The sequence below is a fragment of the Vibrio sp. PID17_43 genome (assembly GCF_002608565.1).
Taxonomy (GTDB): Bacteria; Pseudomonadota; Gammaproteobacteria; order Enterobacterales; family Vibrionaceae; genus Vibrio.
Genome location: NZ_LIXM01000004.1, coordinates 104,055 through 121,201, shown reverse-complemented (window position 1 = coordinate 121,201; position 17,147 = coordinate 104,055). Strand labels below are relative to the sequence as shown.

Annotated in this window: 9 protein-coding genes and 5 pseudogenes; 6 read left to right on the top strand and 8 right to left on the bottom strand. The window is 43.0% G+C overall.

Features of this window, described 5'->3' with window-relative positions; genetic code table 11:
- Nucleotides 1–16: 16 nt before the first annotated feature.
- A pseudogene (locus tag AK965_RS04340) lies at nucleotides 17–976 on the bottom strand (ABC transporter substrate-binding protein); the annotation flags it as partial.
- Between the two features lie 662 nt (nucleotides 977–1,638).
- Here AK965_RS04340 and AK965_RS04335 point away from each other — a divergent pair.
- Nucleotides 1,639–2,300: pseudogene (locus tag AK965_RS04335) on the top strand (CatB-related O-acetyltransferase).
- On the opposite strand, the gene AK965_RS04330 reads toward AK965_RS04335, so the two are convergent.
- The 4 genes and pseudogenes from AK965_RS04330 to AK965_RS04315 form a co-directional block, all read right to left on the bottom strand.
- Nucleotides 2,257–3,933 carry a DUF342 domain-containing protein gene (locus tag AK965_RS04330; RefSeq protein WP_099078451.1) on the bottom strand — a complete coding sequence of 559 codons (1,677 nt, stop codon included), beginning with the start codon at nucleotides 3,931–3,933 and terminating at the stop codon, nucleotides 2,257–2,259. The pseudogene AK965_RS04335 and the gene AK965_RS04330 sit on opposite strands and share 44 nt — an antisense overlap.
- A 322-nt stretch (nucleotides 3,934–4,255) precedes the next feature.
- Nucleotides 4,256–6,285 (bottom strand): annotated as a pseudogene (locus AK965_RS04325) (tRNA(Met) cytidine acetyltransferase TmcA).
- A 123-nt stretch (nucleotides 6,286–6,408) separates the two neighbouring features.
- A complete protein-coding gene (locus AK965_RS04320; RefSeq protein WP_099078450.1) occupies nucleotides 6,409–7,383 on the bottom strand; it encodes a ParB/RepB/Spo0J family partition protein in 975 nt (324 codons plus the stop codon).
- 7 nt (nucleotides 7,384–7,390) lie between these two features.
- Complete coding sequence (locus tag AK965_RS04315; RefSeq protein ID WP_099078449.1) at nucleotides 7,391–8,608, bottom strand: AAA family ATPase; 1,218 nt, start codon at nucleotides 8,606–8,608, stop codon at nucleotides 7,391–7,393.
- A 1,227-nt stretch (nucleotides 8,609–9,835) separates the two neighbouring features.
- On the opposite strand from AK965_RS04315, the gene AK965_RS04310 reads away from it, so the two are divergent.
- Nucleotides 9,836–11,806 carry a replication initiator protein RctB domain-containing protein gene (locus AK965_RS04310; RefSeq protein WP_099078448.1) on the top strand — a complete coding sequence of 657 codons (1,971 nt, stop codon included), beginning with the start codon at nucleotides 9,836–9,838 and terminating at the stop codon, nucleotides 11,804–11,806.
- 372 nt (nucleotides 11,807–12,178) lie between these two features.
- Here AK965_RS04310 and AK965_RS04305 read toward each other — a convergent pair whose 3' ends face one another.
- Nucleotides 12,179–12,646 (bottom strand): transcriptional regulator, encoded by a 468-nt coding sequence (locus AK965_RS04305; RefSeq protein ID WP_099078447.1) that lies wholly within the window; start codon nucleotides 12,644–12,646, stop codon nucleotides 12,179–12,181.
- Nucleotides 12,647–13,168: 522 nt separating this feature from the next.
- Here AK965_RS04305 and AK965_RS04300 point away from each other — a divergent pair.
- The 3 genes from AK965_RS04300 (at nucleotide 13,169) to AK965_RS04290 (ending at nucleotide 14,724) form a co-directional block, all read left to right on the top strand.
- Nucleotides 13,169–13,366, top strand: a complete 198-nt coding sequence (locus AK965_RS04300) for a hypothetical protein (RefSeq protein ID WP_099078446.1) — start codon at nucleotides 13,169–13,171, stop codon at nucleotides 13,364–13,366.
- 296 nt (nucleotides 13,367–13,662) lie between these two features.
- Entirely contained in the window at nucleotides 13,663–13,872 is a 210-nt protein-coding gene (locus AK965_RS04295; protein WP_099078445.1) for a DUF3283 family protein, read from the top strand.
- Between the two features lie 135 nt (nucleotides 13,873–14,007).
- Entirely contained in the window at nucleotides 14,008–14,724 is a 717-nt protein-coding gene (locus tag AK965_RS04290) for a YebC/PmpR family DNA-binding transcriptional regulator (RefSeq protein ID WP_099078444.1), read from the top strand.
- A gap of 83 nt (nucleotides 14,725–14,807) precedes the next feature.
- Here AK965_RS04290 and rodA read toward each other — a convergent pair whose 3' ends face one another.
- Nucleotides 14,808–15,890: a rod shape-determining protein RodA gene (gene rodA, locus AK965_RS04285; protein WP_099078443.1), complete on the bottom strand. Its 1,083-nt coding sequence runs from the start codon at nucleotides 15,888–15,890 to the stop codon at nucleotides 14,808–14,810.
- Nucleotides 15,891–16,190: 300 nt separating this feature from the next.
- Nucleotides 16,191–16,845, bottom strand: a pseudogene (locus AK965_RS04280) (DUF2955 domain-containing protein).
- Here AK965_RS04280 and AK965_RS04275 point away from each other — a divergent pair.
- A pseudogene (locus AK965_RS04275) lies at nucleotides 16,777–17,140 on the top strand (LytR/AlgR family response regulator transcription factor); the annotation flags it as partial. The pseudogenes AK965_RS04280 and AK965_RS04275 overlap by 69 nt on opposite strands.
- Between the last annotated feature and the right edge of the window lie 7 nt (nucleotides 17,141–17,147).

The window sequence follows — 17,147 nt, the reverse complement described above, 5'->3', positions numbered from 1 at the left end:
TTATCCGATTGGGGCTTTTTTCATCGGCCGCCGCGAGAGCAGCATTCATTATCTCGTCGTATTTATCACTACAATAACGTGCAAAGTTGCCCGACGATCCAGAACTCAACAAACTCAAGAACGTTGATGCTTCATTGTAATCACCACGCTCGCATCACATCAAAATCGCCCGGCTTGCGCGCCACTAGATACGAATTCCATTCTTGATTCTCTAAGTTGACACTCGCACCTAAAATTTTCTTCAGCATTGAAGCAATGGCAATCAATTTGTTTGCTTCACTGGTGTTGTACAATAACGTAAAGTCGAGCGGATTATCGTCACCGTAGCCTGTATTACTCAATAATTGACGCGCCTTTTCATCTCGTTCTGATTGTGTCCATCGACTGTACTCAGGCGTGGTCGCGTCAAATCCAGCCGTATATTGATGAGCAAAAGTGTACGCCGGTAAGTGACCAACTTGTGTCACGCCGTTAGTAATGACATCACGATAAAATATGGCACCTTACCCTCTAACTCAAAGCAGACAGTATGCTTGTCGACCGCGGTGATACCAAGCGCTTCCAAAGGCTTTTTCCCTTCCGCCACATCAGCAGTATTTTTAATTTTGGTCAGTTTTAAGTACCAAACATTGTGTGAGGCTAATTTTGGATCAAGCGCTCGCCTCAAGGCATAAACAAAATCGTCGGATGTAACAGGCATCACCGTTAGACCATTTTGCATCTTTACTTAGGTGAAAAACACACGTTTGGTTGTCTTTTGTTTCCCACGGTTCGCAACTCCTGGAACGAGGTTGCCATCACGATCTTAAATCACAAGCCCTTCAAACAAGTCACGTATTACGTGCATTTCTGGCAGGCCTTTTGCCTTAGCGGGATCTTAAGTTGCGTCTTACGCATCATTCGCACGAACTCAATGTTGTTCGGCAGCAAGAGCGCTTCCCTCCACCATGGTTCCTGCATTTACGCCGACTGACAAAAAAGAAGCGACAAGGCATACAATGAACTTTCTTTAGAATCGTTTTTTACATCCATATTTTTTTGTTCTCCTGAACGTACTTAAATAGATCTTGGCCTCTGTTGACGGTTTTCAATTGTGAACCAGTGCCAATCAAACCATTTATTCTGCTAGCCTCGCAAGCCGCTAAAACGTGGTATTCATAACGGTTTGATTATAGCAGCGATAGTAAATAAGAATATCTATGGCTTCTCAATAGGTTATTGGCGTTTTCCGTTTAACCCACCACAACGACAAACGAAATGAAGACTAAACGTTAGATTGCAAGGTGTTTAGTTCAGTGAGCATTATTTGTGTATAGTTTACAGTGTAAATTTATCCCTTCACTCCGTTCTTTATCAGTCACCACGGAATAAGGAACATTGGATGTATACGCCTTCGTCATGGTTAAAGTCCGCTGTAAGCGAACACAGAGCGTACCAACGTAATTCATGACACTCTAACTCATACCCTTCTATCAACTATAAGATTGCTTCACTAACCACACCATGTCGATAAGCTCGAGTGCTTGATTTGGGTTTATATAATAAAGGACATAGAAGCACTAAAATCGAACCATCGAAAAGTGTCGAAAAGTGTCGAGAAAAAGTAAATGAGTTTTTTATTCTTGGTTAGTAAGGTAAGTGATCAAAGATAATATTTCTAATCCCAATATTATCGTCGGCGAATATAGCAATTGGTCTGACTTTTAACACGGAAAGTCATTCAGAGATCATGCCAACCGTAATTTACTCGCTGATAACGTCACGCAAGAAGTATGGCAAAGTGATATATTCGGAGAGATCGATAAACTTATCATTGGTAAGTTTTACTCATTCGCTTTCGAAGCAACGGTTTTGATAGCAGGCAATCAGGTCATCGCGTTGATTGAATTTCAACATTCACCTTCTCACCAGATGAGTTTGGAGACGATGTTCAAAGTGGCTTCGAACGAACAGGTTATACAATTATCGGCAATGATGTCTGGTTTGGTACAGATGCGATGATCATGCCAGGCGTAAATATTGGGCATGGGTGCGTCATTGGGGCGCGTGCGGTTATCACCAAAAATGTGCCACCTTAGTCAATCGTGGTCGGAAATAACCACGTAGTACGACAACGCGTCGATGAAGCGACTATCATTAAGCGACTAGAAATACAATGGTGGAACTGGCCACTAGACCATATCAAGAAAGCGATGAAGGTTATTTGCAGTGCCGATGTTAATACGCTCTTTTACCGAAGAGTGCTAAATGAATGGATCAAACCGCTATATCTTCTTCATCAAACGTCGCTGAAACTCTAATTTCGTATTGATTGAAGCTAAAGGTGCAACCACCGTACGCACGTTTAGTTATCACGTGCTCGTCACCAAACTTCACCGTTACGCGGGTAAAGACCTTATCTTTTGCCTCCACGATACAGTCTTCAAGCGCCAACTCAAATTCGGTCTCAGTGTGTTCCAGCTTTTGTCGTACTTCATCAAGGCGCGCATTGTTCGCCACTTTCGCCTGTTCAATTTGATGTAGTTCGTTCTCAGACCGCTCCAATTTAGGACGTTTTTTAAATTCGAGCTCTTTTCGAATCACATCCATCGTTCCCTCTTGCGCCTGCTTGTATGTCTCTTTCAAATGAGCAATACGTTCTTTGAACCCAAAATAACTAGCAAACGCTTCTACTTTCGTTGCCGTATCGCCTTCTACACCAAGTTGAGAACACAACACTTTTGCACCGACCTTTGCCTCGCCACCACTCAATGTACCGTGGGCGCCACGGGCATCCAAAACGGTGAGATTACGCCCGCAATGAATGGTATTGTTCATGCTGTGTACGGCTAAATCAATATCTTTAAATGCATGCAAGTCACAATACTGAGCGTAATTCGCACGAATTGAACCTTTGCTTTGAATCTTGCAACTCTTTGGCTGTCCGTCACTCACCGTGTGTCCGATAATGCCTTTTCCTACTTGAATATCACCCTGCGCTTGGACACTCGCCGATTCAATAAACCCACCGACAGTAATCGAGCCCGTCGCTTGTACTATCATACCTGATTCAATATTACCGCCGATGATCACATTGCCTTTAAAATTCACGTGTCCGGTATTTACGCCCACACTATTCAGGCAAAGTGCATTGTCCACTTCTATCGTTTTATCCTTAATGAGCGGGGTTCCCGAAACGGTCGCAACGAGTAAGTTGGGATCATCTTTACAAATTTGAGTCCCCTTACCGGCCTTCATTGGGCTGTCTTTTCCAGCTTGTGGTGGAATGATACGACCTTGAACCGTATAACCGGGTGTACCCTTAGTAGCTGGCGTACGACGCATAACCTCATCACCAATATCCACAGCGATGGTTTCGCCTAAGTTTCGCAAATCCATTTTTTCGCTAGCGGCTTGGCCTTGTTTGGGTTTTAGAATCCGTTTGGCGATATCTTTGACAAGTGGAGTGAAACACGCGTCCTTACCTTTAATCGCTTGTTTACCGATAGCGACAGGCTGAGAAAATGTCTCCCCTGGCTTAAGTTGGTTGCTGACCACCATCACTTTCTTTAAGGCTAGCTTGTTGATGCCTTTCTTGACTCTCGCGTTTGTTAACGCTTGCACTATTTCCGCGCCACGTAATCCTCGTCCGCCATACGCACCAGTCACTATCATACAAGCTAACATGTCATTGTTGGTAAGCTCGACATCCACACGAGCGTTCTTCATTGCTGCAATCAACATTCCATCGTACGCCTCAGACTTACGTTCTCGCGCACAATTAATAAACCTAATAACTGCTTCCTCATCAACAAACACATTCGTTGCTGACATCGATAGAAGTTGTTCCGGTAACTCTTTAAGGTTTAGCTCACTTCCAAGATCAACATCTCCCGGAAGACGGGCAAAAATTTTTGTTTTGTCTTCTGACCACTCAAGACACAGCTTCCACATACCCAAACCATTCGCGTTTCATCCACAGCTTCAGTCTAACCAAATTCTCATTGCCCACAAACAGCCGCTTGTTCATAATCAGGCTCACATCACTAAAGACGAAATCTTGCTTTTCTTCTTACCGTTTTGCGAGAGGCGCAATTTTCTTTTCGTAAGAAAGCACTCACCGTCTGTTTTATAACAAGGTCATTTACAATGTAAACTTCACCAGCAGTCAATCTCTTGGGACGGAGTTACCGTAATATAAAAAAAGAGGATTTACAGTGTAAACCCTCTCCTTCTTTCGTTTACCTTTACAGTGTAAATTTACACTTAATCGTATTTACACTGTAAATTTTGAAAGCAATTTTTTAATTCTTGGCGAAATTTCTGCTCAGCTTGTTTACGGCCAGAATACCCAAACTGTTTCGCGCATTCACTCCAATCTTGAGCAAAAAATACTTTAGCAATAACAAAATCAGATACCGCCTCAAGCCCATTCAGAAGTAACCATTGCTGAATCCAAACTGAAACAGATTCATAACTGTTCCCACCTTGGGTATAGCAAGAAATCAAATTAAGCTTGATAGGATGCAATTGAATGCCACCAAAGGGATACCAAAATAGAGCGCGAAATAGTGCAGGTTCTAATTTTGGATAAACCTGATTCGTGGTCGAAGAGAGAAGCTCCTTGTACAACATCTCCGCTTGTTGAATCCAAGGTTGGGTTGATGGACCACACGACCTGACCATTAACAACGAATAGCACCCACTCGCCGCATCACGCATTGTACCCAAACGAATCGCTTGATAACCCGACTTCTGCCAGAAGTGGATTAACTCCTCAGTCGCACCAAAACTAGTGGAGAGATAAGAAATGTGTGGGGCAAGCGACTGTTCGAATTGTTTCAAAATAGACTGGCCAATACCATTACCTTGCAATTTGGGATGAACCGCAATACGCATAATACGCTGAGTTGAAAGCTTCCCAACTTGCGGGTAGCCCAGTTGGTTAACAATCGTAATTGGCGCTAAATGCCCTTTTGGCCGACGCTTTCCAAGCTGAACATCACGAATCAGTTCATCATCAAGATTACCTTCTTCTACCGTGAGCACGACACCAATAATGTGCTCTTGTTTTTTTGCAATATGAACCTCGCAACTTTCGTCTTGCAGCAGGTGAATTAAATCATTTGGGGATGTCTGATAGTGGGCATTAACCAGTAGAGCAAAACACGCATTCAAAACGGAAGGATTAGAAACCAACTCGGATTTGCCGACTTTGGACAATAAGATGTCATCGTTTTTAACCGCGTCGATATCTGTCAACTCAGCGTTCAACAAAAACGCCTGATACAACCACGACTCTAGTTTGTCGTTTGCAGACCAACGGATCGGTTGTTGCAGATGGCAGGTTTTCATCCCTGGTCTTTGCGTGTTTAACCACTCAACAAACTTAAGTGAGAATCCTCTTCCACAACCTTCATAACCATGTATCGTGCTAGAAAACACTAAACGATGATAGTGAACGGTAATTTGTTTGAGCAACGGCACAGGAATAGCAGCGGCTTCATCAATCAAAAGTAGATCGCAATCCGGCAATGAAGATAATAAATCATCTGGCGCGACAAATTGAATGTAACCCAAGCCAATTTCTAATCTGTCTTTCTTTATGCGTTGTGCGCTCTCAAGCAAACGCAATGCATGTTGATAGACGGGTTCGACCGCTTTAATCGAAGGCGCTGTAAGTAAAATTTTCAACGGTTTCTGCTGAAGCAGTCGCGCACAAGCCATTCCTAATGCACTGCTTTTTCCTCGCCCACGATCGGCCGTTAGTACGAGCGGTCGTTTGCGGTGCCCATTCACGACATTCTCAACAAGAGAAATCGCTTTGGCCTGTTCGGTATACTGGGTTTCTCTTGGTGTGTGAGTAAACGGTGGGAGTTTGGGTAGTGGATGATTTTGTTCAATAACGACCAACTTCTGCCACTGAATTTGCATCCACCGCTGCGCTTGATTCATTATCTCTTGCTCTCGAGTAACAACAATCAGCAAACCTCCACCAACTAACGCACCCAGAGATGCAGTAAAGCTGTTCGCATCAAACTCTTCTCTCGCATCAAATAACAATACGTCGCACTCTCTCCCAAGTAACATATTGCCCTGTTTCGAGTTTACGCAAAGGGCATCATCCAACCGCCAATTCCCAACACAGAACCATTGTTCTTGCTGTGTTGGTTTTTTAGTTTGATAAAAAAACGAAATCAACTCATCTTGCCAAGTTGCATCACCTTGAAGAACCACACCAGTACGCTGAAAAGCGAGTCGAGATTGAAACTGCAGTTGAGAAAGGAATTCAGATTGTGCGTGCATAGCGTCTATCCAATATTGAACTGGCGCCATGTTATCACATCTTTGTTAAGCCGTGATTCATCACAAGCGGGGAATTAAAAGACATAAAAAAACCGCCCTAGGGCGGTTATTAATAAAAACAATCTATTGCATTTTACTTTGTACAAACGCTAAGATTTCTTCGATCAAGCTGTCGTCGACTTTCTTAAGGTGCAATGCCAAATTGCTGCCTTTACGACTGTAGCTTGCGCGGCCTTTAACTAGCTCAACCTTATCCGCCTTTTTGCTCGCTTTAGCTGGTGATAATTCTGCAATCCAACTTTCAAGGCTTTCGGTCACCTCTTTGGTCAAACGAGCCACACCTTGAGCGCTACTGCGTTGCCATAAGAACCCTTCAGAAGTACGACATTTATCAAGCAAATCTTGTTGATGTTCAGGTGCGAGCATCGAGAATTGTTTATGCAGTTTTACAATTGTTGGACGACCAAGATCACCCACATTAGGGTAAGCTTGTAACAACTCACGAGGTAAAGATGCGGCTTTCAATGCACCACTGACCAAAGCTTCACTGCACTGGAACATCTTTGCCAGTGCTTTTTGGTCTTCCGCTTCGCCACTTTCTAGCTTAGCTTGCATCTCTTTGCCTTTCTCATAAAGCGAGAGTGGTTTGTGTGCATTCGCCACGTCAGAAAGAAATTTGGCATGGCTTGTATTGATACCTTCACCAACATAAACCAAGAAATCCTTTCCAGCCAAAATACATGACATACGACGACGACTACCGTCGAGAACTTCTATTTTTCCATCCGCTGTACGACGACCAACAGCAGGGTACTGTTGACCACGTTCTTTCAATGTCGCCAGGACATCCGAGAGAGCATGCTCATTCAAGAATGATTGTTCACGAGCATTCTCAGCAAAAACCGTCGTATCCGTTGCCACTTTATCTGCAGGAATACGGACCAGTTCAAACTGAACAGTACCCTCACCTGCAACAGCAAGTTCAATCACTTGCGCTTTGTCTTTTGCCGCGGTTTGCGCCTCTTGAGGTGTCGCGACACGACGCTTATTGGTTTTACCAAATAATTTTGCGTTTAATTCAGACGTTTTCAATGCCATTTACTAATTACCCTTGATTCAATGACGGCCAGTTAGAGTGCAATACCCTTTCAAGTTCAAGCGCGCTCTTATGAACCGCATCTTGTGCTGTCGCGAGCGTTTTCTTACCCCCTTCGAAATCACTTACCGTCAAATCAAAAACCGTACTGTAAGTGTCAGCACAAGTTTCAAATGCACGGCTACGTGGGATAGTGGCCATCATAACTTGGTCACCAAGAAGATAGTTCATTTCAGTTAAAACCGAAACTTGCTTCTTATTATCGTCTTCAAACATTGTCGGCATCAATCGAACGAATTCAAGACCATTCCAATCTTCAGGGAACATCTCGTAAACCGTTGGCAAGTGCTGGAAAAAGTTTACCGTTGAAGCCCAGTCAAGGCGTTTTGCCGCACATGGAATTAATAACGCGTTAGACGCGTACATCGCATTCCAAACCAATGGGTCAACGTGTGGACCAGTATCAATCATGATCACATCAAAATCATTGGAAATCTTGTCAATCAACTGCTCTTTTAGCAGACGCACGATGTCCAACGACGGGTCTTCTGACAACGTTTGCCACGCTTCTGCGTTAAACATAGCGTCTTCTGGAAAAGCAGAAATCGACTTCAAGTTCGGGTATTGCGTCGGTAACAATACATTTTTGTGTAGGAATTCTCGATCGATTTCCACACCGTCGGGTACGTTACCCAGCATAATATCAACTGCTGAGTAGATATTGTCATGCTCAGCCACACTAATTTGTGGGTTTAGGAATAAACGCAATGAACCTTGAGGATCAAGGTCAATCAAACAAATACGGTAGCGATTATCTAAGTTAAGCGCTAAACATGCCGCCAAATGCACCGCTGTCATCGATTTTCCCGTACCGCCCTTTTGGTTCTGTACGTTAATGATCCACGGTTTGTTATCCAAGTTTTTTTTACGCTCATGGAATTTTGGCACTTCCGCCGCATCCATTAGCATGTGAGCTTCTTCTAAAGTAATGGAATAATGGTTGGCATTATTCTTTGTAAATTGATGGCCTTCTGCTTCCATTTTACCGATAGCTTCATCCAGCTTACGGCGTGTTAAACCTGAGCGGGTTTCCATCATTGCTTTAGACATTGGTGGGAAGTAGTTGTCACTTCGCTCTTCCAAAACAATCTCAATACGGTCAGCTTGAACTTGTTGCGTCAGTTCCGCTAACTCCAGAAGATTTTCAATCGTTTTTTCTCTTTTCATGCCAAATTCCGTTGGAAAGATATCTGGGCTCAATTGTACAGCACAGCAATCAAAAAACAACAAAAAGGTGCACAAACATTTTGAACAACAATCACATAAAAAATAGTTACAAACTTCTATTTTATGTTTTAAATGTAAAAGCATGACGAATCTTAATCAAAAATCTTCGAGTAAGACATCGAAACTTTGAATGAAACAAAAATGTCACACTGTCACTTATTTACAATGTAAATAGGTCATATTCCCGGAACGATTATAACAGTGACCTAAATTACGGATAATGTGAAATGAACCTAATCTAACTTTAATGAAAGCAAAGTGACGCATGCATCGAACCTTGATCATGTGTCCAATGTGATTTACGTTAGAAAGCTCAATTTACGAGGGAAGAATGATCAAGGATTATTCATGATCATGCTTCCGATAGTTAGGTTAATTAAGAAAGCATGATCAAGGGACATACCATCCAACCTACATCCAGACGCTATATTTCGTTGAGATCAATTTCTCGGAAAAATGATCAAGTGAATTTACACGCCGGAAGCATGATATTTATAAGATAACTTACGGTCGAATGCAGATAGACCGGGGGCTAAAGAGATAATGAAGAGAGAAAACACGGAACGATGGAAAAAGCGATCTCAATGATGTGCAATACAACTATCATGATCATGCTTCCGTTCATTTGCTCATAATGCGTTATCAACAATGAAAGAACTGAAAAACGGCAAACTTTTCAACAATTGGATAATTTCCACTCGATTCGTTCAAACGAAAGATGAAATAGCATTCTCTTGATCATCGTTCCCGGTATAAAACACGCTTACACACAACGCAACGGGGTAGGTTCATTCCAATCAATGACGGAGTTCTGTGGATAAGTTGTATAAATGTCATGATCATCGTTTCGAACCTATTTTGATCATCTTTTCAGAGTTCCAATGATCATGCTTACGAGAGTTTATGATCATGCTTTCCTTATTGTGTTGATCATGGTTTCGATAAGCGTATGATCATAGTTCCGAAGCTAATAAAAAAATATCGTATATAAACAAGGAATTGCACACACAAATCCGTCCAGATCATTAGATCATATAATCAATTAAGATCAGATTAATCAAAAAGATCAGTTAATTAAAAACAAAGAATTTTTCTTTATTTATGATCTATTTTTCTTTATCCTTCGGAAACATAGCAAAACTACGGCTAGTGAGATCTGGATCTAAAATGAGCTCTGATGAAAAAGTTCTGATTAAAGCGCCTAGAAGCCATAAGGATGGGCACCTTTTTGAAATTCACGAATCTTCGACAGATTGGGTTGAGCAATACCAATATTTCAAAGGGGTAACTAAAAGTATCCTAGAGTTGCTTAATCTGATTTCACTTCGAGGCTTCAGTAGCAAAGATGGATTAGTGTCTACCACTGAAATTGTCGAAGCAACAGACGGTCAATTGACTCGTGCGGCACTTCAGCAACGTTTGCGAGCAGCTGTTAATATTGGGTTGTTTACGCAAACGCCAGTTCGTTTTGAGGAAGGTTTGGCTGGCAAAACGATGTTACATAAGTTTGTGAATCCGAATCAGCTTATCTCAGTCCTAGGAGCCACCAGCTTAGTGACAGAAAAAGTTCGGCAAAACGAGAAGCAAAAGCGCTCTAAAGCGTTAGCACAAACACAAGTCAATAAACGATTGTTGAATGAACATGGTTTAAATACCCCCCCAATGATGAAGGATGAAGCCGATCAATTTATCGTTTCACCAACCAATTGGGCAGGGATCATTGATCAAGCTCTCGCACCTCCTCGCACTCGCAAAAGCTACCAGAAATCTATGGTGTCGATCTCTGGCACCAAAGCGGTGATTGAAACTCGATCATCGAAAAACATCATGACGGTTGACGATCTAATGACCCTATTTGCGCTGTTCACGTTAACAGTGCAGTATCATGATCATCATAAAGATCAGTACCACATGGATGCTGCACACGTCCCCAATAAAACGCCGTTATATATCACCGATATTTTGTCCCTCCGCGGCAAGAAAGACAGTGGACCTGCGCGTGATTCAATTCGTGACAGTATTGATCGTATTGAATTTACCGATTTTCAATTGCATGAACTTACCGGTCGCTGGCTAAGTGAAAATATGCCAGAAGGCTTTAAAAGTGATCGTTTCCGTTTTATCGCACGAACCATTACAGCATCAGAAGAAGCCCCCGTTGAAGGCAGTGATGGTGAGATACGTATTAAACCAAATTTGTATATCTTGGTTTGGGAGCCATCGTTTTACGAAGAGTTACTGACTCGTGATTATTTCTTCTTGTTCCCGCCTGAAATTCTGAAACAGCATACTTTAGTGTTCCAGATGTACTCATTTTTCCGTAGTCGTATGGTGCGCAGACATACGGATTGTATGCTGCTGAGCGAGCTAAATCAGAAATTAGCGCGCAATATCGAATGGCGTCGTTTTTCAATGGATCTGATCCGTGAACTAAAACGCTTGTCCGATGGTAAAGGGACAGAAGATCTTTTTGTGGTGAATTTGTGGGGTTACCACCTCACAATTGAAACGATGATCGAGAACGGAAAAGTGGTGGATTACCAAATTGACATCAAATGTGATGTCGAAGAGGTACTTCGTTACTCCCGCGCGCGCACGACGAACGCTGGTAAACGTAACATGGCCCCTACGTTACCAAACCCACTTCGTAATGAGATGGTAACGAGACAACAACTAGAAGAACTCTCAGGTATCATTGATGGTGAATTTGAGCCTATTCAGCGCAAAGCACCATCTCCACGCGGTAATTTGGGTCGTCGTGTGAAGCAGAAAAAACATTTAGTAGAGATCAACGCTGATGAGATCACGATTACTCTCTCTAAATACACCTCTCCAGAGGCTCTAGAACGCAGCGTAATGGCTTTATCAGCAATGACAGGGCATTCCTATGCCTCGATCAAAGAAGAGTGTTCTGAGTTCATTGAGAAGCTTGATTGGTTAAGAGTTGGAGAAGAGCCACTACCATACGAAACATTGAGTAAAACGGTGGAGCTGTTTAACAATCAAAACGACGTGAAACATTTGACCATAGAACGTTTGATTGCAGGGTTAGCCGTTCGACGGAAAGTATGTCGCCAGATTTTTGATGGTCATATGGACGAGATGGTATTAAGAGCACTTGATGAGATGGCCATTTAATATGAATTTTTTGGATGTTTATTGAGTAATAAACGTGACGAATTGATTCAGAATGTAACAATGAATTGCACTGATGGAAATCAGACTTAACTCTAACAAATCAATGACATTATGGGTTGGGGCTCGGATTAATATTTATCCCGAATAGACAACCTTTTTGTCCTTTCTGATGATTAGATAGATTGGCTCATATTGTTACATTCATTCTGAATAGACTTCGCGAGTTTCTCCTCAAGAAACTCGCTTTTTTTTATCTGAATTTTGGCACTTAGAGCCACGAGAGCAACAAATTTTCACCACGTTGACAAACCAAATCATTGCCGATCAAGCCAGTATTACGAGGTTATATTTTATCTTGATCATTTTTCCGGGCTAATGACGTAATCTTAGATCATTTTTCCAAGCTTCATTCCAGTTCATTGCACGCATCAAAGCCACATGTGACTCGATCATCTTATTAGCATGTTGCTGCCACTTAGTTTGATCATTTTGTTGATTGCAAAACTCTAGCGCTAATACAGTTAAGTGTTGCAAACGCTTTAAGCACCAATCTTTAATATGTAGATCAGTCATTGATTGGCAAGCGGTTTGTTCAAGTTTAGCGCTCGCATACAGCAGGCTTTGATAAGCTTTTTGCTGGTCTTGATATCGAGCGTGTTGAAACACTCGGAGATAACCATCTAACCAACATGCGATTGCTTTGCTCTGTTGATCGGTAAGATCTGGCCCAAATACAGACTCCGGTGCTTGAGATAAGATCGTTTCTAATCTTTCAACTTGATCATGCTTCCTATTTTCGTACCAACTTGAAATGAGATCTTGCCAGCTTTTCAATTCCATTGTGTTACCTCAGTCGTTTGTTTTACCGAGTGGTTTATCCAATGTGATCCGCTTTTAGGCGAGTCTTTAAAAGAGTTTGGCTCATTTTGAGCAAAGTTTCCAAATGGGCTATGAAACATTGGCATGAGTGCTATGACGGTGGACGCTAAGTAGAGTTTGGCTTAGTTGACTGATGAGTAAGTGAGTTCAGTTACTGTTTGTCGTGTAGGTAAGCGTAAGCTTGTTAGGAAGGTTAACTGATGTGAGTGAGAGAATGGCAAGAAGCGTTGAACGTGAGCAGCTGTAAAAGGCATTGTTTGCTGTTGATAATAAGCAAAATGAGAGCTAGATCGGCTCACTTTTGATAGGGGAATCTTTCAAATTTAATCGTTAAGAATGCTTTTGGCAAAAGTTAAATGATGAATTTATTAACGACTTGATGAAAGGTCGGGAGTGGTCACATTTCCCCACAATTTTGCTTACCTCCGCATTTTGGGTTTGCTATAGATTACTCATCGAAAACATGGTGTGTTCGGAGGAAATATGTCCATTAATTCTATCGACCATGACGAGATGACCTACATCGCTCACAAATGGGAATTACCGGAAGAAGAAACCAATGTGAAGCCAGAGAAAATAGTGAAGTCAGCTGAAGCGAGAAGACGCATTGAAGCGCTACGTGAGATCCGTGAAAGCGGGTTGAGCATTGAAGAAGCAAGGGAACTTGGTCTGATCCACTAACTCTTACACAGGGGTATTTAGAACCATGGGGTAGTCATAGGACTGCCCTTTTCATTTTCTGACGTCTCCCTCGATTCATGTGGGAATACGCTCATGCTGCAAGGGGGAGACAAGTCCGATTTTCGCAATGATGCGTGAACGCTAAACTGGATAAATTCACCTACAAACACCAATAAATCTCCCCATCAAGAAGAAAGCGACTGGAATTTGATCAATATAAGTGTGTTTCACTTCTGCAAAGTTAAGTCCGTGTGTTATAGTACTCGACTAGTATTTAAAGTACCTTGAGGCTGTAAATGTCGTTCAACCTTTCCCTATTACCGCCTGACGAGAAGAACAGAATCGAACTTGATAAACAAGCATCGTTTCTGGTTTGGAAGCTCAGAGAGGCCAAATCTGGCCCTGAGGCGATAGAAGAACAGTTGTCTAAGATTTACGACGCTGATGAAAAAGCATTTTTTCAACAGTCAGTCGAGAAGTACAAACGAGTAATGGGTGTCGCGTAAAGCGGATCGTGGCTCTGGTGTGAACCACAGCGGCGAATGAGGTTGCCTCCCCATTCCTTTGCAGGGCGAAATGGAAACAGTTTCGCTTTTTGCTAAAATCCTTCGCATTAAAATTAAATTTAGAGAGACATCCCGATGGGAAGAAGTTTTGAAGTGCGCAAAGCCTCTATGGCGAAAACTGCAGGCGCAAAAATTAAAGTTTATTCCAAATACGGTAAAGAAATTTACATGTGCGCGAAAAACGGTGGCGGTGATCCAGACATGAACTTGGCTCTGAAGCACCTGATCACTAAAGCGAAAAAAGACCAAGTACCTGCACACGTTATCGAAAAAGCGATCGATAAAGCGAACGGCGGTGGCGGTGAAGATTACGCACCTGCACGTTACGAAGGTTTTGGCCCTGGTGGCACAAGTGTGATTGTTGACTGTCTAACAGACAACGGTAACCGTACTTTCCAAGACGTTCGCCAATGTTTTGTTAAGACAGGTGCGAAAATTGGGGTTGAAGGTTCAGTTTCTCACATGTTCGACCACCAAGCAGTGTTCCAGTTCAAAGGCGAAGATGATGAAATCATCCTAGAAACGCTAATGATGGAAGATGTGGATGTAACAGACGTTGAACTAGAAGACGGCGTGATCACGGTATTTGCACCGCACACTGAGTTCTTCAAAACGAAAACTGCACTTAATGCGGCATTCCCAGATCTAACGATCGATGTTGAAGAAATTACATTCGTTCCTCAAACTCATACGCCAGTGGCGGGTGAAGACGCTGAGAAATTCCAGAAGTTCCTAGACCTTCTAGATGACTGTGACGACGTTCAACAGGTATACCACAACGGCGAACTATAATTTGATTCTCCAGTTGTAAAAAAGGCTTCCCTCGGGAAGCCTTTTTTGATCGTGTTACTTGTCTTCTCTGTTGTGACTCGCGTTTAGGTGTTGCGGTATTTGGAGTAACACAGCGACATGATCACGCCAAAACAGATACCTTGAGTCAACATGGCGGTACCACCATAACTGAAGAATGGCAGTGGGCTACCCATTACCGGTAGTAAGCCGCTGACCATGCCTGTATTGATGAATGCGTACAGGAAGAAGCTCATCGCCAGTGCGCCACTCACAAGGCGACCAAAGAAGTGCTCAGATTGGCACGCCAGCAGCATCACCCGCGCGGTAATGAACAAGTACAGTGCTAACAACACCGTACAGCCAATAAAGCCCCATTCTTCTGCATAGGTTGAAAAAATGAAGTCAGTATGGCTTTCTGGAATAAAGCCTAATGTGCCTTGGGTGGCGTTCATCCAGCCTTTGCCTTTCAGTCCGCCAGAACCAATCGCAATCAGTGACTGAATGATTTGGTAGCCCGAACCAAGGGGATCGGATTCTGGATTTAAGAACTGAGTAACACGGCTTTTTTGATACGACTCCATGACAAAGAACCACAGAATAGGTACTAGAGTCAGAATAGTGACTACAAAGCCACCAATGATCTTCCAGCTCATCCCTGCGAAGAACAAAACAAACAGCGCATAGATTACTGTGAATATCGCACCATCTAAGTCGGGTTGCAGGGCTATCAAGCCCGAAGGAATCAAGGTGATCAATAAGCACAGAGCGATTTTGCGAACATCGGGTCGCCCGCCTTCAATGTGTAGCATCCACGCGATCATGATGGGGATGGACAGTTTGATCAGCTCTGAAGGTTGGAAACGGAAGAATCCGATATCAAGCCAGCGCTGAGAGCCATTGGTGCTGTCACCAAACAACGCAACGGCGAGCAATAAAGCCACCGCCACAAGGTATAGATACGGGGCAGAACGCTGGTAAGTGCTCGCTGGAATCGATGACATTACTAAAATACACATGAGTGTGAGTGCGCAACGTGCAAGATGTTTAAAGAGCATTGCTTCGCTAAAACCACTGGCACTCCAGAGAGTGAGTGAACTGAGAAGCATGAGCGGAATGATCGCCAGTAATAATGGCAAATCAATCCTAGGAAAGAAACGCTTGTTCATTTTCTATAACCTAATAACGCCCATGTGCGAGGCGAAAATAACAGAACTCTGCGAGTTCAAACTAATCCAATGCTAAGAATCCAATTCGGAAGTAACAGACACGACGCAAAGGTGTGTAAAGGGGAGGGGGCGGCACCGTCTGTTTGGATAAGCTGACTAGGAAAGTCGTGGACGGATAAATACACCAGCCTGACGTTTTTCGCCACACTTTTTATAACAAGGATGTGTATTTTATTCTCTTAAGGCTTAAGAGAGAGGAGGATTACCAAGAGTACAACGCTGCACTCTTGGCTTGGGGGATTATTTTGTGGAGCTGAATACAGGTTTATGTGTGAGGTGATGTAAGGCATACAAGATGAACAGCGTTACAGAAAGCTCCCAAGCACGCAGGAAGGTACTTTCTAAACCAAGGTCACTACTCGTCATATCAATCTGAATAGGCAGCATGGCACCAAACAGAACGTTGCAGAGATGATGTCCACAATCATCAAGAACGCCTCACCAAGACCAATCAACGTCAATGAGATCGCTCGGCTTTCAAACGTGACTGGTTCTTCCTTAAATACTGGTGGCTTGCCTTCACGTTCAACAGGGAACAAAGTCACCATGGTGATGTGCTGAGCAAATACCACAATCAGGATCCAGTTAAAGGTTGGCATTAGCATCTGGCCTTTTTTTAGCCGGGGTGGTTGCTCGGCAGCGCATAAAGTCGAATAAGTACAGACTAATGGCCAAACCACAAATGGATGCAGTAAAACACTTCGGTTACCACCAACGCCGCGATCGCTGCCAGTAACGCTGGCAGCAAGGTACGAATCAGACCAAACCAAGAGTCGTCTTTGTTCTTTGTCATGATGATGGTTGGATACAGCGTCAGATAAACTGGAGAATCGAAGCTCCACAAACGCCGCAATACCCTCAGTGGATCAAAGCGACGCAAGGGGAAGACATTCATCTGATCGCCACATCTGACGTGTTGTACTTCAAAGCAGAAGAAAAATTCGTTTTCGTGTATGCCCAACAAGGACAAGGCAAAGTGCAGGAGTATTTGATTCGCACATCGTTGAAAGAGTTGATAGGGCGGCTTAACCCCGAACAGTTCCGGCCAGTGCACCGTTCAAGCGCGGTGTAAGTTTATAAAATTAAAAAAGTAAAAAGTAAACAAAGACTTTAGTGGAAGAATGTTTGTGCACGTTGGAGAAACTAAGCTCTCTGTGAGTCGTGCATCTCAACGTTTGTTTAAAGGGATGCAATCAC